Below are 23049 nucleotides of genomic sequence, written 5' to 3'. Positions count from 1 at the left end.
GACGGTTGGAGAGGGTGGGGGCCTCAGGCGTCGCCGACGGTGAGGGCCTCGGCCTCGGTGCGGGACGTGACCTCCTCGGCGCCGTGTCCGGGCGCCTCGTCGAGCGCGCTGATGATCCGGCGAGCGGTGAGGAGCACGAGGACGGCCAGCACGACCGCGGCCGAGCCCACCCAGAAGGGCAGGTGGATCGACTTCTCGCCGAGGTTGCCGGCGAGCCACGGAGCGACGGCGCCGCCGCTGAAGCGGACGAAGGAGTAGGCCGCCGACGCGACCCCGCGCTCGACGGGGGAGACCTTCATGACCGTCTCGGTGATGAGCGTGTTGTTCACGCCGAGGAAGGCGCCGGCGAGGATGACGCCGACGACCAGCACGGTCTTGTTCTCGGTCCACATCGCCATGGCGGCGAGGATGACCGCGAAGCCGAGCAGCGCGCCGACGATGCCGGCCAGCGTGCCGAAGCGGCGCTGGATCATCGGGGCGACGAAGACCGACGTGATGGCGAGCAGCACGCCCCAGCCGAAGAAGATGAACCCGATCTCGTGCGCCCCCATGGCGAGCGGGAAGGGCGTGAAGGCGAGCAGGGTGAAGAAGCCGAAGTTGTAGAGCAGCGCCGTGATGCCGACCGTGAGCAGGCCACGGTGGCCGAGGGCACGCAGGGGCGCCGTGATCGAGGTGGGGTTCTCGGCCGGCGGGGTCTTCGGCAGCGTGGTCAGCGTCGCGATGAACGCGACGGCCATGAGCACGGCGACGCCGTAGAACGGCCAGCGCCAGGAGATGCCGCCGAGCCAGCCGCCGAGCAGCGGGCCGGTCGCGATGCCGACACCGAGAGCGGCCTCGTAGAGGATGATCGCCTGCTTGACCGAGCCGGACGCCGCGTTGACGATCGTCGCCAGGGCGGTCGCGATGAAGAGCGCGTTGCCGAGGCCCCAGAGGGCGCGGAAGGCGACGATGCCGCCGACGGTGTCCTGGCTGCCGGCGAAGGCGGCGCCGACGATGATGAGGGCGAGGCCGAGCAGCAGGGTGCGCTTGGCACCGACGCGGCTGCTGACCCAGCCGGTGCCGAGCATCGCGATGCCCATGACGGCGAGGTAGCTGGTGAAGAGGAGCGAGACCTGCGACGGGCCTGCGCCGAGCTCGTCGGCGATCGGCTTGAGGATGGGGTCGACGAGGCCGATGCCCATGAAGGAGATCACGCAGGCGAAGGCGATCGACCAGACGGTCTTGGGTTGGCGCCACATGGTGGTGGTCATCCGTCCTTTCGGGTGGGGTGCGGGACAGGGGCGTCCGCCGCGGCGGCCAGCAGCTCGTCCATGACGTCGATGGCGACGCGGACGCGGTCGAGGGCCGGTCCGTCGAGCTGGTCGAGGGCGGGGGACAGGACGGCCAGTCGGGCCCGACGCACGGTCTCGAGCGCGGCGTGGCCCTCGTCGCTGAGGGAGATCACCGTGGCGCGCGCGTCGTCGGGGTCGGACGCGCGGTGCACCCAGCCCGACGCCTCGAGGCGCTGGAGCTGGGTGGTGATAGTCGGCTGGCTGCTGTGATCGGCGGCCGCGAGGGCGCTGACGCGGGAGGGTCCGAGCTCGTCGAGCAGGGCGAGGAGGCGGGCCTGCGCGAAGGGCACGTCGAACGACGCGTGGCGGCTGGCCCAGCGCGAGAGTCGCGCGGCCGAGCGCAGCAGGTCGTTGCCCAGGGTGGTCGGTTCGGTCACTCGCTCCAATTTACATAGACAACCTATGCATATCAAGTCGAGCTCAGGGAACTGGGGCGGAGCGCTCACTGGAGTGGGACGGGGCGCTCACTCGACTGGGGACTCAGCTGGGCTGGCGGAGCACGCCGTCGGCGGCGCGTTGAACTCGGCGGCATGCCTCACGGCGAGCGCCGGGGTGTGCGGCCTGCCGCCACCACCGATGATGATCGGCACGCCACCAGCCTGCACCGGCGTCGCGAGAGCGGGGGAGTCGATGACGGGGTAGTGGGTTCCGTTGTGGCTGAAGGTCTTCCCGGGCTCGGCAGTCCAGGGTCCGGTGATCACCGCGACCTGCCGGGCAGGCGGAAGGTGGCGGACGTGCCAAACGTGCCGAGCCGGATCGTCGACGTCTCACGAGCCTGGTCGACGGTCCTGCCCCTGCAACGACGCGTCAGCCGCGGACGATCCCGTCGACGACGACCTCGAGCATGGGCCTGACGTCGAGGTCGGCGTGGCTCGTGTCGGCGACGCTCGCGACGCCGCTGACGAGGCGCATGACGTTGGCGGCGTCGACGCCCGGGCGCAGCTGGCCCCCGGCGTCGAGGTGGTCGATGACGCGGCGGTTGGCCTCGCCCATGACGCGGCACTTGCGGTACATCGGGGAGGCGGGGTCGTCCATGGCGGCGCAGATCTTGCTGGCCGCGCCCCGGTGCAGCGTGATGTGGTCGATGAAGTGCTCGAACCAGCCGAGCAGCATCTCCCGGGCGGGCTGCCCCGTGGCGATGGCGGCGTCGGCGTCGGCGGACACGCGGTCGGTCCAGTCCTGCATGAGGGCGTCGACGAGGGCCTCGCGGGTGGGGAAGTGGCGGTAGAGCGTGCCGGGGCCCACCCCGGCCCGCTTCGCGATCTCGTCGAGCGAGGAGTCAGTGCCGCGCTCGGTGAAGACGATGCGGGCGGTCGCGAGGATCTTGTCGTAGTTGCGCCTGGCGTCGGCGCGCATCGGGCGAGGCATTTTCTCGGGGCTCTCCTGAGCCGGTCCGTCAGCCGAATCCCCTTGGGTGGCAACAGATCCCGGCGACGACTCGAGCGTCGCACTGCCAGCTTCGGCAGGCCTCACGAGAAATCTCCCTTGCTAAAACGGAGACAGTCTCCGTATTGTGGGTCAGGCAGAACCGGAGTGGTTCTCCGCTAATCGTAGCGCCGATCGTCGTCACAGAGGAGTCCGGCACCCATGACCACCACGATCCAGCCCACCCGACAGGCCCGACGCGTCCACCTGTCGCACCTCGCCACGACCCACCGTGCCCCGCTCGTGCCCCGCGGCACCCACGGAGCCGAGGGCACGCACGGCACGCAGGGTGCCAGCGACGGCGAGCGCCGACGCCGCACCCGCGCCACCTCCTTCACGCCCATGGCCCGCGACCTCACCGACGAGAGCTCGCACCGCCCGTTCACGCACCACGAATCCTGAGGTCAGAGATGTCGACCAGCACCACCGCATCACCCGTCACCCGACAACCCGAGCGCTCCACGAGGGAGCGCGCCGCCCGACGCGGCGCCATCGGCCTCGGCGTCGTCCTCGTCGCCCAGCTCATGCTCGTGCTCGACGCGACCGTCGTGAACGTCGCGCTCCCGCACATCCAGACCGACCTCGGGTTCACGCCCGCGGGCCTCTCCTGGGTGCTCAACGCCTACACCCTCGCCTTCGGCGGACTGCTGCTCCTGGGCGGGCGCCTCGGCGACGTCTTCGGGCGACTGCGCATCTTCGAGATCGGCCTGGCGATCTTCACCGTCGCGAGCCTGCTCGGTGGCCTCGCCACGTCCCCCGCCTGGCTCATCGCCGCGCGCACCCTCCAGGGAGTCGGTGCCGCGTTCGCCGCGCCGAGCGTCCTCGCCCTCGTCACGACGAGCGCCCCGAACGAGGCCGCGCGCAACCGCGGGCTGGCGCTCTTCACGGCCGTGTCGTCCGCCGGCGCGTCCATCGGCCTGCTCCTCGGTGGGATCCTCACCGACTACGTGAGCTGGCACTGGACGCTCTTCGTCAACGTCCCGATCGGGGCCGTCGTGCTCGTCCTCGCGCGCCGCTACGTGACCGAGACGCCGAGGATCCGAGGCCGCTTCGACGTGGTCGGCGCGATCACCGCCACCCTCGGCTCCGTCTCCGTCGTGCACGGCTTCATCAGTGCGGCCGACCGCGGCTGGGCGTCGCCCGTGACGATCGGCTCGTTCGTCGTCGGCGTGCTCCTCATCGCGCTCTTCGTGCGCACCGAGGGTCGGGTCAGCTCCCCGCTGCTGCCGCTCGCGCTCGTCCGCAACCGCACCCGCGGGGGAGCCCTCGTGCTCATGGCGCTCGTCGTCGGCGCGCAGTTCTCGACGTTCTTCCTCGTGACGCAGTACCTCCAGCTCGTCCTCGGCTTCAGCCCGGTCGCGACCGGCGCCGCGTTCCTCCCGCTCAGCCTCGCGATCTTCGCGACGTCGCGGGTCAGCGCCCGCCTCGTCGCCAAGGTCGGCCCCCGGCCGATGCTCCTCGTGGGCACGCTGGGCCTCACCGCCAGCTTCGTGTGGCTGAGCACCATGTCGACGACGAGCACGTATGCCGCGCACCTCCTGGGTGCGCTGGTGCTCAACGGCGTGTCGGCCGCGCTCGTCTTCATGCCGGTCACGGTCGTCGTCCTCGGCGGCGTCGACCGCGCCCAGGCCGGCACGGTCTCCGGGCTGCTCCAGACCGCGCAGCAGCTCGGTGGCGCCGTGGGGCTCGCCGCGATCGTCAGCGTCTATGCGTCGCAGGCCGTCCCGGGCCAGTTCGTGCCGGGCGTCGAGCCGGCGTTCCTCACGTCGGCGACGTTCACCCTCGTGGCGCTGCTCGTCGCGGCGTTCGTGCTCCGGCCGCGCCCGGCCCAGGTGGTGACCGCATCGTCCGAGCCGACCCGTGAGCCGACTCGAGAGGCGGTGGCCGTCGCCGCAGCAGACGGCGCCGAGGCCCAGTGAGGGCACCTGCGGCCTGACCGGACCCGGCCGGACCCGGCCCGACCCGACCCGGCCCGGCCCGGCCCGTTAGATCGAACAGCAGATGGACCGGCGTCCGGTGGGGTGATCACCCCACCGGACGCCGGTCCATCGCGCATTTCACGTGCAGGCCCACCCTGGTGCCGCACCCGCCGCCGGAGACGGCTGACCCCCGCGACCGGGACAGGCGGCGGGGGTCAGGCACACGGCATACGAACGCGTGTGGGCAGGTGTTGCGGGAGGCTCAGTGCCCCTGCGGCATCGCCCAGCGGGCGGTCGAGGTGCCCTGCTCCTTGGCGCGGTCGAAGGCCTCGCCGATGATCTTCTCGGCGGCCTCGCGGTTGCCCCAGTCCGAGCCCTCGACGTGCTTGCCGGGCTCGAGGTCCTTGTAGCGCTCGAAGAAGTGCTGGATCTCGTCGAGGGTGAACGTGCTGACGTCAGAGATGTCCTGGACGTCGGCGGTGCGCGGGTCGACGGGCACGCAGAGCACCTTGTCGTCACCGCCGGCCTCGTCGGTCATGTGGAAGACACCGATCGGGCGCGCCTCGACGACGACGCCGGGGAAGACCGGCTCGGGCAGCAGCACGAGCGCGTCCAGGGGGTCGCCGTCCTCACCGAGCGAGTCCTCGATGTAGCCGTAGTCGGCGGGGTAGGCCATCGGCGTGAAGAGGTAGCGGTCGAGGCGGATCCGACCGGTCTCGTGGTCGACCTCGTACTTGTTGCGCTGTCCGCGCGGGATCTCGATGGTGACGTCGAACTCCACGTCTTCCCCTTCTTCACGGTCTTCGGGTGCTGTCTCGGGTGCGGCTCGGGTGCCGGAGCACCCGTCGGCGGCTGACAGAATCGTCCGCGACAGTGTGTCAGCAAGGGCGGTCCTTGCGCGAAACAGCGACGGACGACGGACAGGGGGTGACGCGACGTGGCGCACGAGACGCAGCCGGGGCGGCGCGGTCCCCGCCTGACCTACGGGATGGCCGCGGTGTGGTCGGTCCTCGCGATCCTGCTGGGGTATGCCGTCCTCGACGTCGCCGACGCCGCGCCCGGTGCGCTGACGGTGCGGCCGCTGCCGCCGCCCGCGCCCACCGAGACGGTCGCGGCGCGGACGCTGCCCTCGGTCCCGCAGCCGACGCTGTCGACCTCGGTCGCGCCGCCGCTGCCCTCACTCGCCGGCGACACCGCCGCGCCGTCCGCCGCCGGCATCGAGCAGGCGCTCGCGTCGGTGCGTGCGCTGCCGGCGCTGCGCGACTCAGCCCTCGTCGTCCGTGACGGGCAGACCGGCGACGTGCTGCTCGACCAGGGCGGCGATGAGCTGCGCATCCCGGCCTCGACGACCAAGCTGCTCTCCGCCGCGGCCATCGGCCAGACCTTCGCACCCGACGAGACGCTGCGCACCGTCGTGCGCGAGGGGGACACGCCCGACGAGATCGTCCTCGTGGCGGGCGGCGACTCCCTGCTCAACCCCGGCACGGGCGACCCCGACGCGGTCGCCGGCCGAGCCGGACTGCGCGACCTGGCCGGGCAGGTGGCCACGGCCCTCAAGGGCAGCGGCACCACCAGCGTCACCCTCTACGTCGACGAGACGTATGCCGCCGGGCCGACGACGGCGCCGACGTGGGCGTCGACCTTCCGCAGCTCGGGCATCACCGGTGCGGTCGCGATGCTCGGGCTGTCGAGCCAGCGCGCCCATGGTGGGGCGCCCGGCCCGGCCGACCCCGTCGCCTCGGTCCGGTCGGCCTTCGCCCGGCAGCTGGAGGGGCGCGGGATCGACGTGAGGCTGGCCGCGCGAGGTCAGGCACCCGGCGTCCCCGGGTCGCCGATGCCGACGCCGGCTGCCGACGCTGGAGCGTCCGCCGCACCGTCCGACGGGGCCACACCGTCCGACGGGGCCTCACCGTCCGGCGGGGCCACGCCGCCCGAGGGGGCGACGCCCGACGGCGCGCGGGCCCCGACGACCGCGGCCGCGACGCCGACGGCGCCCGCGAGCGGCCCGGGAGCGGTCCTCGGCAGCGTCGAGTCCGCGCCCGTGCGAGAGCAGCTGGCCCTCGCCCTCACCGACAGCGACAACGCGCTGACCGAGATCCTCTCCCGCCAAGCGGCCTACCGCTCCGGCGCCGGCACCGACTTCGCCGGGGTCGGCGCGTGGGTCGTGTCGCAGGTGGCCGCGCTCGGCCTCGACACGGCCGGAGTGACCCTCTCCGACGCGAGCGGTCTCTCCCGCGAGAACCGGGTCCGCGCCTCGCTCCTGTCCGACGTGCTCGTGCTCGGCTACGACGGCAAGCACGCCGTGCTGCGGCGAGCCCTCGACGGACTCCCGATCGGTGGCCTGACCGGCACCCTGGCGGACCGGTTCACCGGCGCCCAGCACGACGCCGCAGGCCGTGCCCGGGCCAAGACGGGCACCCTGACCGGGGCCAACGCCCTCGCCGGGAGCGTCGTCGACGACGACGGTCGGCTCCTCGTCTTCGTGGGTATGGTCGCCGGAGTGGGAACCAACGACGCGCGAGCGGCGTTGGACCGTTTTGTAGCGGCGATCGCCTCGTGCGGGTGCCGCTGACGGGCCGGTGGGCCGCTCGGGGTCCTGGTGAGCGACGGTGGTCGTGACCTCTCCGTGTTGCCGGCTGGGCTTCCCAGACACCTCGCGCGACGTCGACACCGTCACGGCACCGAAAGGGCTGGCATGACCGACACGACCCTCCCGACCCCCGTGGACGCCGGACGTCCCGATGGCTCGAGGGGTGGTGCACCGGCCGCGTCCGTCGACTACGAGTTCGCGAAGCGGACCGGTCGGGCGATCGTCAACCCGGGCCCCCAGGTCTCGAGCGACGAGGCCGCGGCGATCGTCGCCGACCTGCGTGCAGCCGCCGCGTCCGCCGTGGCTCCGGTTGCCGAGACGAGCGCGCTGACCGCGCCCGCCGACGCGCCGGCGCCCCTCGTCGTCGACCGCGCGGGCTGGATCAGCGCCAACGTCGACTCGTTCAAGTCGATGCTCGACCCGGTCGTCGACAAGCTCAACGCGACGAAGAAGTCGTCGACGAACGCCACCGCCGCGGCGATCGGCGGCAAGGTCACCGGCGCCGAGATGGGCGGGCTGCTCGCCTTCCTGTCGAGCAAGGTGCTCGGACAGTACGACCTCGCACCCGGCGGCACGCCCCGGCTCCTCCTCGTCGCCCCCAACATCGTCGCCACCGAGCGACGCCTCGAGGTCGACCCGACCGACTTCCGCCGCTGGGTCGCCATGCACGAGGAGACGCACCGGGTGCAGTTCACCGCGGTGCCGTGGCTGCGCGACCACATGGTGGCCCGCACCCAGGCGCTCGCCGTCGACCTCGCGCCGACCCCCGAGGACCTCTCCAAGCGGTTCGAGCAGCTGACGAAGAACCTCCCCGAGGTGTTCAGCTCCGGCGAGGGCATCGGCCAGCTCTTCGCGACCCCGGAGCAGAAGGCCCAGATCGCCGAGCTCACCGCCGTCATGTCGCTGCTCGAGGGCCATGCCGACGTCGTCATGGACGCGGTCGGTCCCCAGGTCATCCCGAGCGTCGGCGAGATCCGCCGCAAGTTCGACGAGCGCCGCAGCAGCTCGGTCGGCATCGACCGCCTGCTGCGCAAGCTCCTCGGTCTCGAGGCCAAGATGCGTCAGTACCGCGACGGCGCCGTCTTCGTCCGGGCCGTCACCGACCAGGTGGGCCGCGACGGCTTCAACGCCGTGTGGTCCTCCCCGGAGACGTTGCCCCGGGCCGCCGAGATCCTCGATCCGGGCGCCTGGGTGCGCCGGGTCCACGGGTGAGCGATGCGAGGTCCCGCAGACATGCCCGGTCCTGACCCCGCCGTCGCCGCCACCCGGCTCGCGGTGCGTGAGCACCTTGCCGACGTGCCCGAGGGCGGTGTCGTCCTCGTCGCGTGCTCGGGCGGCCCCGACTCCGTGGCGCTCGCCGCAGCCCTCGCCTTCGAGGCGCCGCGCTCCGGTGTGCGTGCCGGTGCCGTCGTCGTCGACCACGGCCTCCAGGACCGTTCGGCCCAGGTCGCCGAGGACGCCGCAGCCCTGTGCCGCGAGATCGGTCTCGACCCCGTCGAGGTCGTCCGCGCCGACGTGCGCACGAGCGGTGCCGGACTCGAGGCCGACGCCCGGTCGGCCCGCTACGCCGCCATCGAGGGCGCGGCCGACCGCGTCGGCGCGTCCATGGTGCTCATCGGCCACACCCGCGACGACCAGGCCGAACAGGTGCTCCTCGGCCTGTCCCGCGGGTCGGGTGCGCGGTCGCTGAGCGGTATGCCGGTGCGCCGCGACCGCTTCGTCCGTCCCCTCCTCGGCCTGCCGCGCGCCACGACGCTGGCCGCCTGCGCGGCCTACGGCATCGACCCGTGGGACGACCCGCACAACAGCGACGACTCGTTCCGCAGGGTCCGCGCCCGCCGGCTGCTCGCCACCCTCGAGTCCGACCTCGGCCCCGGCTTCGGGGCAGCCCTGGCCCGCAGTGCCGACCTGCTGCGCGAGGACGCCGACTACCTCGAGAGCCTGGCCGTCCGGGCCCGGGCCGACCTGCCCGGCGGTCCTGGCGGTGAGGGCGTCGACCTCGACGCGCTCGCGGCCCTGCCACGGGCGATCCGCACGCGCGTCTGGCGGATCCTCGCCGCCGAGGCCGGCGCACCGCTCGCCGACGTCAGCGCCGCCCATGTCGAGTCGCTCGACGCGCTCCTCACCTCGTGGCACGGACAGGGCCCGCTCCACGTGCCCGGCGGCATCGCCGTCGCGCGCACCGGTGGGGCCATCGTCTTCAGCCCGCTGCGACAGACCGCCAACGCCTGAGCCCGGTGCGCGAGAGCCGCTGGGCCGCCCCGTCACCACCCGACGGTGTGGGGGGCCGTGGCGCGCGACCGCGGCGTCGTCGTGACGGAGCCGACGGCATACGCCCGCCTGGAGGAGTGGCTCGAGCGGCCGCTCGGCTGACAGGCCCGGCCTGCTTCCCCGGCGGCGACGGCACCCAGCCGCGTGCGGTTGAATGGACCCGCCCCGCACGACCCTGCACCACCCCCCGCAACGCACTGAGGAGCCTTCGTGGACCACGAGCACATGGGAGATGACCTGGCCAAGGTCCTGCTCACCGAGGAGCAGATCCAGACCCGCCTCTCCGAGCTCGCCGCCGACATCTGGCGGGACTACGAGGGCAAGGAGTTCCTCCTCGTCGGCGTCCTCAAGGGCGCCGTCGTCGTCATGGCCGACCTCATGCGCGCCCTGCCCGGCACCGCACCGATGGACTGGATGGCGGTCTCGTCCTACGGCTCCGGCACGAAGTCCTCGGGCGTCGTGCGCATCCTCAAGGACCTCGACACCGACATCAGCGGCCGCCACGTGCTCATCGTCGAGGACATCATCGACTCCGGCCTGACGCTCTCGTGGATCAAGTCCAACCTCGAGTCGCGCAAGCCCGCCTCGGTCGAGATCTGCACGCTGCTGCGCAAGCCCGACGTCGTCAAGGTCGACATCCCGGTCAAGTACGTCGGCTTCGACATCCCCAACGAGTTCGTCGTCGGCTACGGCCTCGACTACGCCGAGAAGTACCGCAACCTGCGTTGTGTCGGCACCCTCGCCCCGCACGTCTACGCCTGACCGCGGCGGCCTCCGGTGACCTTCTCGATCGTCGCCCGTCAGGGTGACGCCCACGGCATCGCCGTCGCGAGCAAGTTCCTCGCGGTCGGGGCGGTCGTCCCGGCCGCCAGTCTCGGCGTGGGCGCGGTCGCGACGCAGTCCTTCGCCCGGGTCGCCTACCTCGACGAGCTCCTCGGCCGCCTCGCTGCCGGCGAGCCCGCGGACGAGGCGCTCGCGGCCGCGACCGCGCTCGACGAGGGTCGCGAGACCCGCCAGGTGGGCGTCGTCGGGCTCGCCTCGGCCGCGACCTTCACGGGCTCGGAGTGCAACGACTGGGCCGGCGGCGTCGCCCGCGACGACGGCCACACGGCATACGCCATCCAGGGCAACATCCTCACCGGGCCCGAGGTCGTCGAGGAGATGGAGCGCGCCTGGCACGAGACGGCAGGGCAGCCGCTCGCCCGGCGTCTGCTCGCCGCCCTCGTGGCCGGCGACGCCGCCGGTGGCGACTCCCGCGGACGCCAGAGCGCAGCCATGTATGCCGTCGAGCCGGGTTCCGGCTACGACGCGTGCGGGGTGCTCGCCGACCTGCGCGTCGACGACCACGCCGACCCCGTGACCGAGCTCGGGCGCCTGCTCTCCGACTGGGAGATGTACTTCGGCAGGCCCGAGGACGTCGCGCCGCTCGAGGGCGAGCTCGCCGACGAGGTGCGCGGCAGGCTGGCGCAGGCCGGGTTCACCGACGCCGACGTCGCGACGGCTCTCGCCGACTGGGCGGGCAACGCGAACTACGAGGCGCGCCTGAGCCCCGACGGCATCGACCGCCGGGTCCTCGAGGCCCTCCGCGCCGCCATCCCCTGACCCCACCCAGCTCGACCGAACGCCGCGTTCGATCTCGAACTCACGGTCAGGACGCTGAGTTCGGCACCGAACGCGGCGTTCGGTCGAGGGAGGCGCGGCGGGTCAGAGCTTGCGGGCGAGGCGGAGGAGGTACTCCCGACGGTGGAGCGGGTCGAGGTCGGTGCGTGACCGGGTCGGCGCCGGTCCGACGACGGGCCGGTAGCCGTCGAACGCCGTCACGAGGTCGCCGAGCCCGCTCGTGAGGCCGGGCACCCGCTGCTGCAGCTCGTGCAACCGCCCGGCCGGCACCTCGCCCTGCAGCCGCGTCACCGGGCCGAGCACGGCCGTGTCGCGTGGGGTCGCCCGCACGTGGCCGAGCATCGAGAGCGCCGCACCGAGCACGTCGCTCGGCACCTCGAGGTCGAATCGGTGCACCGGTTCCTCGACCGCCGTGCCCGCGAGACGCAGCGCCTCCATGAGCACGAGCGGCGTCAGGGCACGGAAGTCGCCGGCCGTGCTCGACATCGACGCGTCGAACTTCTGGTGCATGTGGCTCTGCCGCGGCCAGTAGCCCGAGTGCGTCATCGTGACGACGCAGTGGTTGACCGGCCACCCGTGCAGCCCCTGTCCGAGCGTCGCCCGGACGGTGTCCTCGACGGCGGTGAAGAACGACGCCGGCATCGAGCCGAGCTCGACCTCGAGGGCGAAGCAGACGCCGCTGCCCGGAGGGCCGGGGTCGACGCGCAGACCGACCGTCGCGAGGAACGGGTTCGGCGCCACGTCGATGACCTCGAACGCGGCCGCCGAACCGGTGACCCGCTCGCGACAGATGACCGTCGTCGTGCTGAACCTCGCCGTCACGGCGTACTCCGCCTCGAGCGTCGCGCCGATGACCTCCTTCTGCACCTCCCCGTAGAGCGACACGTGGGTCTCGCCGCGCACCTCGTCGTGCCGCAGGTCGATGAGCGGGTCCTGCTCCGCCAGCCGGGTCAGCGCCGTGTGCAGGGTCGCGCGCTCGGCGGCGTCGCACGCCTCGACGACCGTCTCCAGGGTGGGCGGCGAGAACTCGTGGACGAGGGGCCGCGCGAGGGCGGCGTCGCCGACGAGGTCGCCGATCCGGGCCCGCTCGAGCCCGACGACCCGCGCGATGCGCCCAGCGGGCACCCGCGCGACGCGCTGCACCCCGCCGCGCGCGTGCACCGAGAGACCGGTGACCCGCTCTTCGCGGCACCGCGCGTCGTCGTCGCCGGAGACCGAGGGCGTATGCCGTGTGCCCGGGTCCGATGCAATGGTCCCGACGGTGCGACCGTCGTGGACGAGCACCCGGTCGCGCACCGCCAGGCAGCCCGACGTGACGCTGACGAGGGCCACCTTCTCACCGGCGCCGCCGCGCTGGACCGCGAAGACGGTGGCCGCGAGCGGCGCCTCGGGGTCGGGTGTCCGCGCCGGCAGCAGGTGCGGCAGGGCCACGGCGAGTTCCTCGACGCCGGCCCCCGTCATCGCCGAGCCGAGGAGCACGGGGCACACGAGACCTCGGCCCGTCTGCTCACCGAGGGCTGCTCGCAGCCGAGAGCCGTCGACCCGGTGCGGGGCATCGAGCCAGTCCGCGAGCAGGCGGTCGTCCTCCCGGCTCAACGCCTCGACGACGCGCTCGCGGGCAGCTGCGGTGGCCCGGTCCGCGCCCTCGCGCTCGGCCGGCCCCCGCGCCGCCAGGCCCAGGGCCATGAGGCCGTCCGGGACGACGGCGGCGCCGCGCGTGCCCTCGTCGACGACCCGGACGAGTGGCACCGGCGTGACGCCGAGCCGGTCGACGACCTCCTGCAGGACCGCGTCGGTGCGGGCGCCGGAGCGGTCGACCTTGTTGACGAAGAGCACCGTCGGGATGCGCAGCCGCTGCAGGGCCCGCATGAGCACGCGGGTCTGGGCCTGCACGCCCTCCACGGCGGAGACGACGAGCACGGCTCCGTCGAGCACCGCCAGCGAGCGCTCGACCTCCGCGATGAAGTCCGAGTGGCCCGGGGTGTCGACGAGGTTGACCGTGACCGGGTCGTCGGGGCCGCCGAGCTCGAAGGAGACGACGGCGGCCTTGATCGTGATCCCGCGGGCGCGCTCGAGCGCGAGGGTGTCGGTCTGCGTGCTGCCGTCGTCGACGCTGCCGAGCTCGGTGATGACTCCGGCGTGCAGTAGCAGACGTTCGGTCAGGCTCGTCTTGCCCGCGTCAACGTGGGCGAGGATCCCGAGGCCGAGGGTGCGTCCGGGACGCACGGGTGGGGTGGGTGGGGTGTCCAAGGTGCTCCATGTCCTGTGCGTAGGTGTGGGTGACCTGCTCGGGTGACATGAAGCTGCGGCGCATCCCGGTGCCTCTCTCCTCGGCCGTGCCTGACGTCGACGGGACCGTCGACCGCTCCAGTGCAGCAAGGCGGAGGAGCGTGCGGCAACCGGTTTTGGGCCGGGAGCACGGCACACGGCATACGCGAGCGGCGCCCGCCCGCGGACGGGAGCGTCCAACCCTGCGTGGGCTGGTTCGTCACCGGCCCGCCGCATGCGGAACACTGGTAGTCCGCCGGACGTTGTGCCGGTGGACAAACTCACCGGACGAGCAGGAGGACCGGGGCCCCACAGGCCCCGCACGTACATGGACGCTAAGCGGATTCTGCGCACCCCACTGTTGTGGATCTTGGTCCTCATCAGCGCGCTCGTCTTCGGCATGATGTTCTCCGAGTCCGGCCCGCCCCGGATCGACACCTCGGCTGCCATGAAGCAGATCACCGACGGCAACGTCGAGTCGGCCAAGCTGCTCAACAACGAGCGCATGGAGCTGACCCTCAAGACCCCCTACACCTCGCCCGACGGCACGGTGAAGGACGCCAAGTCGGTCTACGCCTACTACGTCGACGCCCGCGGCACCGACGTCGTCGAGGCCCTCAACGCCAAGCCGCCGGCACAGGGCGTCGACGACCAGATCGACGAGCCCAGCTGGTTCGGCTCGCTGCTCTTCTCGATCCTGCCGATCATCATCATCCTCGGCCTCTTCTGGTTCCTCATGGGCCAGATGCAGGGCGGCGGCAACCGCGTCATGCAGTTCGGCAAGTCGCGCGCCAAGCTCGCCACCAAGGACACCCCGAAGGTCACCTTCGCCGACGTCGCCGGCTGCGACGAGGCCATCGAGGAGCTCCAGGAGATCAAGGAGTTCCTCCAGGAGCCGGCGAAGTTCCTCGCCGTCGGCGCCAAGATCCCCAAGGGCGTGCTGCTCTACGGCCAGCCCGGTACCGGCAAGACCCTCCTGGCCCGCGCCGTCGCGGGTGAGGCCGGCGTGCCGTTCTACTCGATCTCCGGCTCCGACTTCGTCGAGATGTTCGTCGGTGTCGGCGCGAGCCGCGTCCGCGACCTCTTCGAGCAGGCCAAGGCCAACGCGCCGGCCATCGTCTTCGTCGACGAGATCGACGCCGTCGGACGCCACCGCGGCGCCGGCATGGGCGGCGGCCACGACGAGCGCGAGCAGACGCTCAACCAGCTGCTCGTCGAGATGGACGGCTTCGACGTCAAGACCAACGTCATCCTCATCGCGGCGACCAACCGCCCCGACATCCTCGACCCGGCTCTGCTGCGTCCGGGCCGCTTCGACCGCCAGATCGCCGTCGACGCGCCCGACATGATCGGCCGGCACCGCATCCTCGAGGTGCACGCCCAGGGCAAGCCCGTCACGGCCGACGTCGACCTGCTCGCCGTCGCCCGCCGCACGCCCGGCTTCACCGGCGCCGACCTCGCCAACGTCCTCAACGAGGCCGCCCTGCTCACCGCCCGCGGTGACAAGAAGGTCATCGACAACGAGGCCCTCGACGAGGCCATCGACCGCGTCATCGCCGGCCCGCAGAAGCGCACCCGCATCATGTCGGCCAAGGAGCGCAAGATCACGGCGTACCACGAGGGTGGCCACGCCCTCGTCGCCGCGTCGCTCAACCACACCGACCCGGTGACGAAGGTGACGATCCTCCCGCGTGGACGGGCCCTCGGCTACACGATGGTCATGCCGATCGACGACAAGTACTCCACGACGCGCAACGAGATCCTCGACCAGCTCGCGTACGCCCTCGGTGGCCGCGTCGCCGAGGAGATCGTCTTCCGCGAGCCGACCACCGGTGCCAGCAACGACATCGAGAAGGCCACCGGCATGGCCCGCAAGATGGTCACCGAGTTCGGCATGTCCGAGCGGGTCGGCGCCATCAAGCTCGGCCAGAGCACCGGCGAGGTCTTCCTCGGTCGCGACATGGGGCACCAGCGCGACTACTCCGAGGAGGTCGCCCGCATCGTCGACGAGGAGGTCCGCTCGCTCATCGACGCGGCCCACGACGAGGCGTATGCGGCGATCAACGCCAACCGCGACCTGCTCGACCACCTCGTCCTCGAGCTGCTCGAGAAGGAGACGCTCAACGTCCACGAGCTCGCCGAGCTCTTCAAGCCGGTCGTCAAGCAGCCGTCCCGTCCGACGTGGCTCTCGTCCCAGACGCGCCAGCTCGGCGACCGTCCGCCGGTCCTGACGCCGGCCGAGATCGCCGCGCAGAACGGCTCGGGCCAGAACGGCCACCTGCCCCCGCCGGTGCCCGCCGACCGCGTCATCGAGGACAAGATCGACGAGGCGGCCGCCGTCGGCGCGCACCCCCTCGCCGAGGAGCACCCCGCCGAGCAGGTCATCGAGGTGCCGGACGACCGCCCCGTCAACCCCACCGAGAAGAGCTGACGCGTGTCGATCGACCAGCCGCGCGCCGAGGCGGCCGTCCGGGAGCTGCTCCTCGCCATCGGTGAGGACCCCGACCGCGAGGGCCTGCTCGACACCCCGGGCCGGGTGGCCCGGTCGTTCGCCGAGATCTACGCCGGCCTCGACATGACGGCGGCCGACGTGCTCCGCACGACGTTCGAGATCGACCACCAGGAGCTCGTCATCGTGCGGGACATCGAGCTCTACAGCACGTGCGAGCACCACCTCGTGCCCTTCCACGGGGTGGCGCACGTCGGCTACATCCCGAGCAAGGACGGGCGGGTCACCGGACTGTCCAAGCTCGCTCGTCTCGTCGACGTCTTCGCCCGGCGCCCGCAGGTGCAGGAGCGGCTCACGACGCAGATCGCCGACGCGCTCGTCGAGCACCTCGACGTGCAGGGCGTCATCGTCGTCGTCCAGGCGGAGCACCTCTGCATGTCGATGCGCGGCATCCGCAAACCCGGCGCGAGCACCATCACCTCGGCGGTGCGCGGCCAGCTGCGCGACCCGGCCACTCGAGCAGAGGCCATGGCGCTCATGCTCGAGGGCAACAAGTGACCGACGGCCCGACACCCGAACCACCGACCGCGACACAATGGCGGCCATGACCGCGCGCCGTCCCGACCTCGACGCGACCTCCCTGCTCGGCGTGCGCGACCGCACGATCGTCATGGGGGTCGTCAACGTCACGCCCGACTCCTTCTCCGACGGTGGGGAGTGGTTCGAGCAGGACGCCGCCATCGCGCACGGACGTGACGTGCTCGCGGCCGGCGCCGACATCGTCGACGTGGGTGGCGAGTCCACCCGCCCCGGCGCCGAACGCCCGTCGGTCGAGGAGGAGCTGCGCCGGGTCGTGCCCGTCGTGACCGCCCTCGCCGCCGACGGCGCCGTGGTCTCCGTCGACACGATGCGCGCCTCGGTCGCGCGTGCTGCGGTCGACGCCGGTGCCTCCATCGTCAACGACGTCTCGGGTGGCCTCGCCGACCCCGACATGGTCCCGTGGGTGGCCGCCAACCGCCTGCCGTACATCGCGATGCACTGGCGCGGGCACAGCACCGGGATGCAGTCGCGCGCCGTCTATGACGACGTCGTCGAGGACGTCCTGCGCGAGCTGGGGGAGCGGCGCGACGCCCTCCTCGAAGGGGGCATCGCGCAGGAGCACCTCGTCCTCGACCCGGGTCTCGGCTTCGCCAAGAACTCCGACCACAACTGGACCCTCATGGCCGCGCTCCCCGCGCTGCACGAGCTCGGCCAGCCCATCCTGCTCGGCGCCTCGCGCAAGACCTTCCTCGGACGGCTGGGACGCGACGACGGTGAGGCCCCTCGGCCTGCGGCCGCGCGCGACATCGAGACGACGGCCACGTCGGTCATGGCCGCCATGGCGGGGCTCTGGTGCGTCCGCGTCCACGACGTCGCCTCCACGGTGCGCGCGCTGACCGTCGTCCAGGCCGCACTCGAGCACGCCCCCGACGACCTGGCCGACGACCCCGAATCAGACGACTCTGCAGACCCGGAAGGCCTTCACCGATGACCGACCGCATCGTGCTGCAGGGCGTCTCCGCCCGCGGCACCCACGGCGTGCTGGACGCCGAGAAGCGCGACGGGCAGACGTTCCTCGTCGACGTCACGATGACGCTCGACCTCGAGCCCGCCGGTCGCACGGACGCCCTCGCCGCCACCGTCAACTACGCCGCGGTCGCGAGCGACGTCGTCGCCCGCATCACGGGTCCCTCGTTCGACCTCATCGAGCGCCTCGCCGAGGTCATCGCCGACGACGTCCTGCGCTACGACCTCGTCGACGCTGTCGAGGTCGTCGTGCACAAGCCCGAAGCGCCGGTCGGTCACCCGTTCACGGACGTCCAGGTGCAGGTCTCACGCAGCAACGCCGCCCATGTCGTCATCGCGCTCGGCACCAACCTCGGCGACCGCGGCCAGACGCTGACCGACGCCATCGCAGCCCTCACCGCCCTACCGGGGCTCACCCTCACCCGCGTGTCCGACATCGTGGCCACCGACCCCGTCGGTGGCCCCGAGCAGCCCGAGTACCTCAATGCCGTCGTCGTGGGCCGCTCGCTGCTGCATCCCACCGACCTGCTCGCCGAGCTGCACCGCATCGAGGCCGATCATGGTCGCACGCGTGAGGTGCGTTGGGGCGCCAGGACGCTCGACCTCGACCTCGTCCAGTACGGCCACCCCGGCGGCCACCGCGAGGTCACGAGCGACGACAAGCGCCTCACGCTTCCTCACCCCCGGGCCCACGAGCGGGCGTTCGTGCTCGTGCCGTGGCTCGACGCCGACCCGCGAGCCACGCTGCGCGTCGGTGAGGGTGTCCACGGCATACGCCCGGTGGTCGACCTGCTGGCCGACCTCGACCGATCGGGCGTGCGTCCCGGCCCCCGATGGGAGCAGCAGTGAGACCACACTCCGGCATCCGCGTCACGACTCTCGTGCTCGCGGGACTGGCCATGACCGTGGTCGCGTGGCTCGCGCTGCGCTGGATGATGTCCGGCGGCAGCGCCGTGCCCGAGCCCGGCTGGGTCGGCGCCGCTGCGATGCTCTTCCTGACCGGCGGGCTGGTCCTCGCCGGCTGGCAGGTGCGCAAGGTCCGCGACGGCGCGCCCAACCCCGCCGTCACGCCGCTCCGCGCGGCCCGCACGCTCGTGCTCGGACAGGCCGGCGCGCTCACGGGCTCGGTGCTCGTCGGCTGGTACCTCGCCAACGCCCTCGTCCTGCTGCCCGACGCCGACGTCGACTCCCAGCGCGGCCGCATCCTGCCGTTCGTGCTGCACGCCGTCGTCGCGCTGCTGCTCGCCGTCGCCGGCATGGTCGTGCAGAACTGGTGCCGCCTCCGCCCGCGAGACGACGAGGACGAGGACGAGCGCGAGGCGGACACCCGCCGCTGACGCGTGACGCGTGGCCGGATCGTGACGGGTTTGGATGCAACGATCGGCGTTCCCGTGCTGTCATCACAGGTATGACGTCACGGGGCTCTCGTCGCGCGGTATCGAGGATGGGCACGTTGGCCCTGGGGCTCGTGCTGCTGACGGGATGCGGCTCGGCCGATGCTCCGGGTCGTGCGGACGGTGGCGTCGGCACCAGCGTGCCGGCACACGATGCCACGGCCTCGGCACCGGTGCCGCCCCTGCCGAGCCCGGACCCCGGCATGCTGCCTGTCCGTGCTCCGTCGGCCGAGTTCGCCGACCGCGCCAAGGTGGTCGCCGATGCCGTGCGCCGCGCCGGCCCGCCGCCGGTCCCCACCCGACCCGTGCTCCTGTCGAGCTGGGCGCTCCTCGAGGGCTTCGACACGGGCGAGCAGAAGGTCGCGTGGACCTACGGGCACGTCACGCTCGCGCCGGCCGTCGACCAGGCTGTCGCAGGCTCCGGGACCCTCCGGCTGCCCGACGGATCGTCTCGACCGGTCGACCTCGTCGGAGTGCGCCCGGCCCTGGACCGTGCTCTCGAGGGTGCTCTGAGCAAGCCCAGGGACTGTGACGGCATCCCCGCTGCGCAGTGCCGGCTCGTCGTGTCCGAGGCGGTACTGGTCGAGGCCGCGGTGCGCACGAGCGGGGGAGACGCGACCGTGCCGGTCTGGCGCCTCACCGTCGACGGCCTCGCTCACCCCATCTCGGTGATCGCCGTCGCCGACGGGGTGTTCGCGCAGCCTCAACACCTGGGGCCGCTGCCCGGTCTGCCCGACGTGCCGGTCGGGTTGCACGGAGCGGACTCGCTCAGGCGCGTCGAGGACTCGACCGTCGACGTCGGCATCGCCGGGGGAGGCTGCGACGAGGGTCTCGTCGCGCACGTCGTCGAGCTCGACGACATGGTGGTCGTCGGCGGCACGACGCCGCCGCTGCCGAAGGACACGGCCTGCACCGCCGACTACGCGTCGCGCCCCGCACGGCTGCACCTGGCGCAGCCGCTCGGCACGCGGCCGGTCATCGACATCGCCTCGGGCAGGCCGCGGGTGCTCGGGGTGCCGGCTTTCTGAGCGGCCGGGCCCTACGTGGTGCCGGCGACGGTGATCGTCGAGGTGGGTGCCGGCGTCGTGGTCGACACCGACGGCGGCCGGGGCGGCCCGTCCGGTGTCGTCGTCCGGACGGGCCACGGCGGCGGGATCGTGTCCACGGTGTCCTCGTCGGAGCAGGCCGCCGCGAGCGTCACCGTCGCGGTGATGACGGTGACGGCGGCGGCGCGGAGGAGCGTCGCGCGCGAGACCCGGGCGGACGGCATACGACCCCTCACTTGTCGACGTCCCCGACGACGAAGAACATCGAACCGAGGATCGCGACCATGTCGGCGATGAGCTGGCCGGGCAGCATCTCGCTCAGCACGCTGACGTTGTTGAACGACGCCGAGCGCAGCTTGAGGCGCCACGGGGTCTTCTCGCCGCGCGAGACGAGGTAGTAGCCGTTGAAGCCGAGGGGGTTCTCGGTCGCGCAGTAGATCTCGCCCTCGGGCACCTTGAGCACCTTGGGGAGCTTGACGTTGATCGGGCCCTGCGGCAGCTGGACGAGCCGGTCGAGACAGGCCTGCGCGAGGTCGAGCGACACGTGCACCTGCTCGAGCAGGACCTCGAGGCGCGAGAGGCAGTCGCCGGCGGTGCGGGTCACGACGCGGCCGGGGCCCTTGTCGCCGAAGAGCTCGCCGTAGGCGAGGTAGGGCGCGTCGCGGCGCAGGTCGACGTCGAGGCCGCTGGCGCGTGCGATGGGGCCCGAGACGCCGTAGGCCTGGACGGTGGCCAGCGGCAGCACCCCGACGCCCCGGGTGCGGGCCTCGAGGATCTCGTTGCCGACGATGAGCCGCTCGAGGTCGAGAAGGCGCTTGCGGACGTTGGCGATCGCCTTGTCGACGCGGCCCATCCAGCCGGCCGGGAGGTCCTCCTTGAGCCCGCCGACGCGGTTGAACATGTAGTGCATGCGCCCGCCGGAGACCTCCTCCATGACGGCCTGGAGCTCCTCGCGCTCGCGGAACGCGTGGAAGACCGGCGTGATGGCGCCGAGCTCGAGGGGGTAGGAGCCGAGGAACATCAGGTGGTTGAGCACGCGGTTGAGCTCGGCGAGGGCGGTGCGCGCCCAGACGGCCCGCTCCGGCACCTCCATGCCGAGCATCTGCTCGACGCCGAGCACGACGCCGAGCTCGTTGGAGAAGGCGCTGAGCCAGTCGTGCCGGTTGGCGAGCACGATGATCTGGCGGTAGTCGCGGACCTCGAAGAGCTTCTCGGCGCCCCGGTGCATGTAGCCGACGATCGGCTCGGCGCTGATGATCCGCTCGCCGTCGACGACGATGCGCAGGCGGAGGACGCCGTGCGTCGCGGGGTGCTGAGGCCCGATGTTGAGCACCATGTCGGCGGTCGCGAGCCCGCCCGCGCCGATGCCGACGGTCAGGGCCTGACGCCGGCTCGGCGACGAGGCGGTGGTCTCCGTCATGGCCCCGAGCCTACGGCCCATGCGGAGGGCGTATGCCGTGTGGCCCCTCCCCGGGGCACGCCCGGTCGGGCAGAGTGTGGGGGTGACCGCCCTGTTCGACCTGCGCGACCCCGCCTTCGTGACCGAGCCCTACGGGCCCCTCGCCGCCGCCCGAGAGCAGGCGCCCGTCCTGTGGCACGAGGGTCTGGGCCTCTGGGTGACGACGACCCACGCGGCTGCCAACGACGTCCTGCGTGACCGGCGGCTCGGGCGGATCCTGCGGCCGCGCTCCGAGGGTGACGACGCGTGGACGACGTTCGACTGGTTGCACGCCGACTCGATCCTCGACTCGGAGCCGCCGAAGCACACGCGGCTGCGCCGCCTCGTGGCCGGCGCGTTCGCCCGGGGGCACGTCGCGCGGCTGCGTCCGCGGGTCGAGGAGATCGCAGCAGGGCTGCTCGACGACGTCGAGCGGGTCCTCGACCGGGACGGCCGGGTCGACGTGATCTCCACCTACGCCGAGCCGCTGCCAGTCCTCGTCATCTGTGAGCTGCTCGGTGTGCCGACCGCGGACTGGAAGGTGCTCCGGGACTGGTCCCAAGCCATCGTCCGGATGTACGAGGTCCACCCTGACCCCGAGTCCCAGCGGGACGCCCAGCGCGCCTGCGACGAGTTCGCCTCGTACGTCGACGCGCTCACGGCGGAGCGGGCGGCCGCGCCCGGCGAGGACCTGCTGACCTCGCTGGTCCAGGAGCGGGACGGCGGCGACCGCCTCTCGCCGCGCGAGCTCGTCGCGACGGTCGTGCTGCTGCTCAACGCCGGGCACGAGGCGAGCGTCAACGGCTTCGGCAACGGTCTGGCGTCGCTGCTCGCCGACGCGGGGGAGCGTGACGCGGTGCTCAACGTCCTCGACGACCCGGCCTCCGTCGAGCGGCTCGTCGAGGAGATGCTCCGGCACGACTCACCGCTGCACCTCTTCGAGCGCACCGCCACGGCCGACGCCGAGCTCCACGGGGTCACGGTCCGGGCCGGCCAGAAGGTGGCGGCGCTGCTCGGGGCCGCCAACCGCGACCCCGCCGTCTTCGCCGACCCCGACCGCTTCGACCCATCGCGCGAGCCCAACCCGCACCTGGCCTTCGGCGCCGGCATCCACTTCTGCCTCGGGGCGCCGCTGGCACGGATGGAGCTGCAGATCTCGACCCGAGCCCTCCTCGAACGGCTCGGGCCGATCGAGGTCGTCGACGCGGTGCGGCGACCGACGTTCGTGCTGCGCGGCTACGAGCGGCTCGTCGTCGCGCCGAGCGCAGGACCTGACCGGAGCACCGACCGAGGGAGAGAACGACATGGCTGAGCTGACGCCGTACATCTGCGTGGCCGACTCGCGGGCCGCGATCGAGTGGTACCGCGCCCACCTCGGCGCGGAGGTCGTCGTCGACCCGATCGTCATGGACGACGGGCACGTCGGGCACTGCGAGCTGGCTGTCGACGGCGCCCGGTGGATGATGTCCGACGCGTTCGAGTCCGCCGGAGTTGCCCCGCCGGACCCGGGCCGGGGCAACGCCGTCACGCTGCACCTCACGGTGAGCGACGTCGACGCCCTCTGCCGCCGGGTGCACGACGCGGGAGCCACCGTCGACCGCGCACCCGAGGACAACCCGCCGATCGGCCGGCTCGCCGTCTTCCACGACCCGTTCGGGCACCGCTGGTTCCTCAACCAGCCCCTGCCCGAGCACGAGCCGGTGCCGGAGTCGCTGCCGGAACCCGACTGACG

At 72.5% G+C, this 23049-nt stretch carries 23 protein-coding genes; 15 read left to right on the top strand and 8 right to left on the bottom strand.

Features of this window, described 5'->3' with window-relative positions; translation table 11 throughout:
* Window positions 1-23: 23 nt before the first annotated feature.
* The 4 genes from ASH01_RS07390 to ASH01_RS07375 all read right to left on the bottom strand — a co-directional run bounded on the left by ASH01_RS07390 (window position 24) and on the right by ASH01_RS07375 (window position 2687).
* The gene (locus tag ASH01_RS07390) at window positions 24-1250 is read right to left on the bottom strand and encodes an MFS transporter (protein WP_056773682.1); all 1227 of its coding nucleotides are present in this window, start codon (window positions 1248-1250) and stop codon (window positions 24-26) included.
* Window positions 1247-1708: a MarR family winged helix-turn-helix transcriptional regulator gene (locus ASH01_RS07385; RefSeq protein WP_056773679.1), complete on the bottom strand. Its 462-nt coding sequence runs from the start codon at window positions 1706-1708 to the stop codon at window positions 1247-1249. Before ASH01_RS07385 ends, ASH01_RS07390 begins: the two co-directional genes overlap by 4 nt.
* A gap of 87 nt (window positions 1709-1795) precedes the next feature.
* On the bottom strand, window positions 1796-2032 hold the full coding sequence (locus ASH01_RS07380) for a hypothetical protein (RefSeq protein ID WP_056773676.1): 237 nt from the start codon (window positions 2030-2032) through the stop codon (window positions 1796-1798).
* 106 nt (window positions 2033-2138) lie between these two features.
* Window positions 2139-2687, bottom strand: coding sequence for a TetR/AcrR family transcriptional regulator (locus ASH01_RS07375; RefSeq protein WP_056773673.1), 549 nt, complete (start codon window positions 2685-2687; stop codon window positions 2139-2141).
* 231 nt (window positions 2688-2918) lie between these two features.
* Here ASH01_RS07375 and ASH01_RS07370 point away from each other — a divergent pair, with 231 nt between their 5' ends.
* Both ASH01_RS07370 and ASH01_RS07365 read left to right on the top strand, forming a co-directional pair.
* On the top strand, window positions 2919-3158 hold the full coding sequence (locus tag ASH01_RS07370; RefSeq protein ID WP_056773671.1) for a hypothetical protein: 240 nt from the start codon (window positions 2919-2921) through the stop codon (window positions 3156-3158).
* An 8-nt stretch (window positions 3159-3166) separates the two neighbouring features.
* Window positions 3167-4675 carry an MFS transporter gene (locus ASH01_RS07365; protein ID WP_056773667.1) on the top strand — a complete coding sequence of 503 codons (1509 nt, stop codon included), beginning with the start codon at window positions 3167-3169 and terminating at the stop codon, window positions 4673-4675.
* Window positions 4676-4937: 262 nt separating this feature from the next.
* Here the strand turns inward: ASH01_RS07365 and ASH01_RS07360 are convergent, their stop codons facing one another.
* Window positions 4938-5456: an inorganic diphosphatase gene (locus tag ASH01_RS07360; RefSeq protein WP_020145122.1), complete on the bottom strand. Its 519-nt coding sequence runs from the start codon at window positions 5454-5456 to the stop codon at window positions 4938-4940.
* A 156-nt stretch (window positions 5457-5612) separates the two neighbouring features.
* Here ASH01_RS07360 and ASH01_RS07355 point away from each other — a divergent pair, with 156 nt between their 5' ends.
* From ASH01_RS07355 to ASH01_RS07335, 5 genes are all read left to right on the top strand, one after another.
* A complete protein-coding gene (locus tag ASH01_RS07355) occupies window positions 5613-7247 on the top strand; it encodes a D-alanyl-D-alanine carboxypeptidase/D-alanyl-D-alanine-endopeptidase (protein WP_056773663.1) in 1635 nt (544 codons plus the stop codon).
* Between the two features lie 123 nt (window positions 7248-7370).
* On the top strand, window positions 7371-8477 hold the full coding sequence (locus tag ASH01_RS07350) for a zinc-dependent metalloprotease (protein WP_056773660.1): 1107 nt from the start codon (window positions 7371-7373) through the stop codon (window positions 8475-8477).
* A 21-nt stretch (window positions 8478-8498) separates the two neighbouring features.
* Window positions 8499-9497 (top strand): tRNA lysidine(34) synthetase TilS, encoded by a 999-nt coding sequence (gene tilS, locus ASH01_RS07345; protein ID WP_056773658.1) that lies wholly within the window; start codon window positions 8499-8501, stop codon window positions 9495-9497.
* A gap of 249 nt (window positions 9498-9746) precedes the next feature.
* Window positions 9747-10298, top strand: a complete 552-nt coding sequence (gene hpt, locus ASH01_RS07340) for a hypoxanthine phosphoribosyltransferase (RefSeq protein ID WP_020145118.1) — start codon at window positions 9747-9749, stop codon at window positions 10296-10298.
* A gap of 15 nt (window positions 10299-10313) precedes the next feature.
* Window positions 10314-11138, top strand: coding sequence for a DUF1028 domain-containing protein (locus tag ASH01_RS07335; protein ID WP_056773655.1), 825 nt, complete (start codon window positions 10314-10316; stop codon window positions 11136-11138).
* 102 nt (window positions 11139-11240) lie between these two features.
* On the opposite strand, the gene ASH01_RS07330 is transcribed toward ASH01_RS07335, so the two are convergent.
* Window positions 11241-13406, bottom strand: a complete 2166-nt coding sequence (locus ASH01_RS07330; protein ID WP_443081078.1) for a GTP-binding protein — start codon at window positions 13404-13406, stop codon at window positions 11241-11243.
* 346 nt (window positions 13407-13752) lie between these two features.
* Here ASH01_RS07330 and ftsH point away from each other — a divergent pair, with 346 nt between their 5' ends.
* The 6 genes from ftsH (at window position 13753) to ASH01_RS07300 (ending at window position 19861) form a co-directional block, all read left to right on the top strand.
* Window positions 13753-15855: an ATP-dependent zinc metalloprotease FtsH gene (gene ftsH, locus ASH01_RS07325; protein WP_056773649.1), complete on the top strand. Its 2103-nt coding sequence runs from the start codon at window positions 13753-13755 to the stop codon at window positions 15853-15855.
* Window positions 15856-15858: 3 nt separating this feature from the next.
* Entirely contained in the window at window positions 15859-16431 is a 573-nt protein-coding gene (folE, locus tag ASH01_RS07320; protein ID WP_056773646.1) for a GTP cyclohydrolase I FolE, read from the top strand.
* 46 nt (window positions 16432-16477) lie between these two features.
* Window positions 16478-17404, top strand: a complete 927-nt coding sequence (gene folP, locus ASH01_RS07315; protein WP_235509561.1) for a dihydropteroate synthase — start codon at window positions 16478-16480, stop codon at window positions 17402-17404.
* Window positions 17401-18288, top strand: a complete 888-nt coding sequence (gene folK, locus ASH01_RS07310; RefSeq protein ID WP_056773639.1) for a 2-amino-4-hydroxy-6-hydroxymethyldihydropteridine diphosphokinase — start codon at window positions 17401-17403, stop codon at window positions 18286-18288. Before folP ends, folK begins: the two co-directional genes overlap by 4 nt.
* Window positions 18285-18776: a DUF3180 domain-containing protein gene (locus ASH01_RS07305; protein ID WP_056773635.1), complete on the top strand. Its 492-nt coding sequence runs from the start codon at window positions 18285-18287 to the stop codon at window positions 18774-18776. The genes folK and ASH01_RS07305 overlap by 4 nt, the downstream gene beginning before the upstream one ends.
* Before the next feature lie 116 nt (window positions 18777-18892).
* Entirely contained in the window at window positions 18893-19861 is a 969-nt protein-coding gene (locus ASH01_RS07300) for a hypothetical protein (RefSeq protein WP_156415484.1), read from the top strand.
* Window positions 19862-19872: 11 nt separating this feature from the next.
* On the opposite strand, the gene ASH01_RS07295 is transcribed toward ASH01_RS07300, so the two are convergent.
* Window positions 19873-20103, bottom strand: a complete 231-nt coding sequence (locus ASH01_RS07295; protein WP_056773630.1) for a hypothetical protein — start codon at window positions 20101-20103, stop codon at window positions 19873-19875.
* Between the two features lie 8 nt (window positions 20104-20111).
* Window positions 20112-21299 carry an NADH-quinone oxidoreductase subunit D gene (locus ASH01_RS07290; RefSeq protein ID WP_056773627.1) on the bottom strand — a complete coding sequence of 396 codons (1188 nt, stop codon included), beginning with the start codon at window positions 21297-21299 and terminating at the stop codon, window positions 20112-20114.
* A gap of 82 nt (window positions 21300-21381) precedes the next feature.
* On the opposite strand from ASH01_RS07290, the gene ASH01_RS07285 reads away from it, so the two are divergent.
* On the top strand, window positions 21382-22629 hold the full coding sequence (locus ASH01_RS07285; RefSeq protein ID WP_082619584.1) for a cytochrome P450: 1248 nt from the start codon (window positions 21382-21384) through the stop codon (window positions 22627-22629).
* Window positions 22622-23047 carry a VOC family protein gene (locus tag ASH01_RS07280; protein ID WP_056773625.1) on the top strand — a complete coding sequence of 142 codons (426 nt, stop codon included), beginning with the start codon at window positions 22622-22624 and terminating at the stop codon, window positions 23045-23047. The genes ASH01_RS07285 and ASH01_RS07280 overlap by 8 nt, the downstream gene beginning before the upstream one ends.
* Window positions 23048-23049: the final 2 nt, after the last annotated feature.

The organism is Terrabacter sp. Soil811, from assembly GCF_001429655.1.
In the GTDB taxonomy this organism is placed as follows: domain Bacteria; phylum Actinomycetota; class Actinomycetes; order Actinomycetales; family Dermatophilaceae; genus Terrabacter.
The sequence above is the reverse complement of the archived record's forward strand: the minus strand, read 5'-3'. Positions and strand labels throughout refer to the sequence as shown.

Excerpts from the sequence above, each read along its gene's own strand:
- folK (WP_056773639.1), top strand. The coding sequence starts at position 17,401 with ATGACCGACCGCATCGTGCTGCAGGGCGTCTCCGCCCGCGGCACCCAC.
- ASH01_RS07370 (WP_056773671.1), top strand. The coding sequence starts at position 2,919 with ATGACCACCACGATCCAGCCCACCCGACAGGCCCGACGCGTCCACCTG.
- tilS (WP_056773658.1), top strand. The coding sequence starts at position 8,499 with ATGCCCGGTCCTGACCCCGCCGTCGCCGCCACCCGGCTCGCGGTGCGT.
- ASH01_RS07280 (WP_056773625.1), top strand. The coding sequence starts at position 22,622 with ATGGCTGAGCTGACGCCGTACATCTGCGTGGCCGACTCGCGGGCCGCG.
- ASH01_RS07350 (WP_056773660.1), top strand. The coding sequence starts at position 7,371 with ATGACCGACACGACCCTCCCGACCCCCGTGGACGCCGGACGTCCCGAT.
- ASH01_RS07290 (WP_056773627.1), bottom strand. The coding sequence starts at position 21,299 with ATGACGGAGACCACCGCCTCGTCGCCGAGCCGGCGTCAGGCCCTGACC.
- ASH01_RS07365 (WP_056773667.1), top strand. The coding sequence starts at position 3,167 with ATGTCGACCAGCACCACCGCATCACCCGTCACCCGACAACCCGAGCGC.
- ASH01_RS07375 (WP_056773673.1), bottom strand. The coding sequence starts at position 2,687 with ATGCGCGCCGACGCCAGGCGCAACTACGACAAGATCCTCGCGACCGCC.
- ASH01_RS07390 (WP_056773682.1), bottom strand. The coding sequence starts at position 1,250 with ATGACCACCACCATGTGGCGCCAACCCAAGACCGTCTGGTCGATCGCC.
- folP (WP_235509561.1), top strand. The coding sequence starts at position 16,478 with ATGACCGCGCGCCGTCCCGACCTCGACGCGACCTCCCTGCTCGGCGTG.
- ASH01_RS07295 (WP_056773630.1), bottom strand. The coding sequence starts at position 20,103 with ATGCCGTCCGCCCGGGTCTCGCGCGCGACGCTCCTCCGCGCCGCCGCC.
- ftsH (WP_056773649.1), top strand. The coding sequence starts at position 13,753 with ATGGACGCTAAGCGGATTCTGCGCACCCCACTGTTGTGGATCTTGGTC.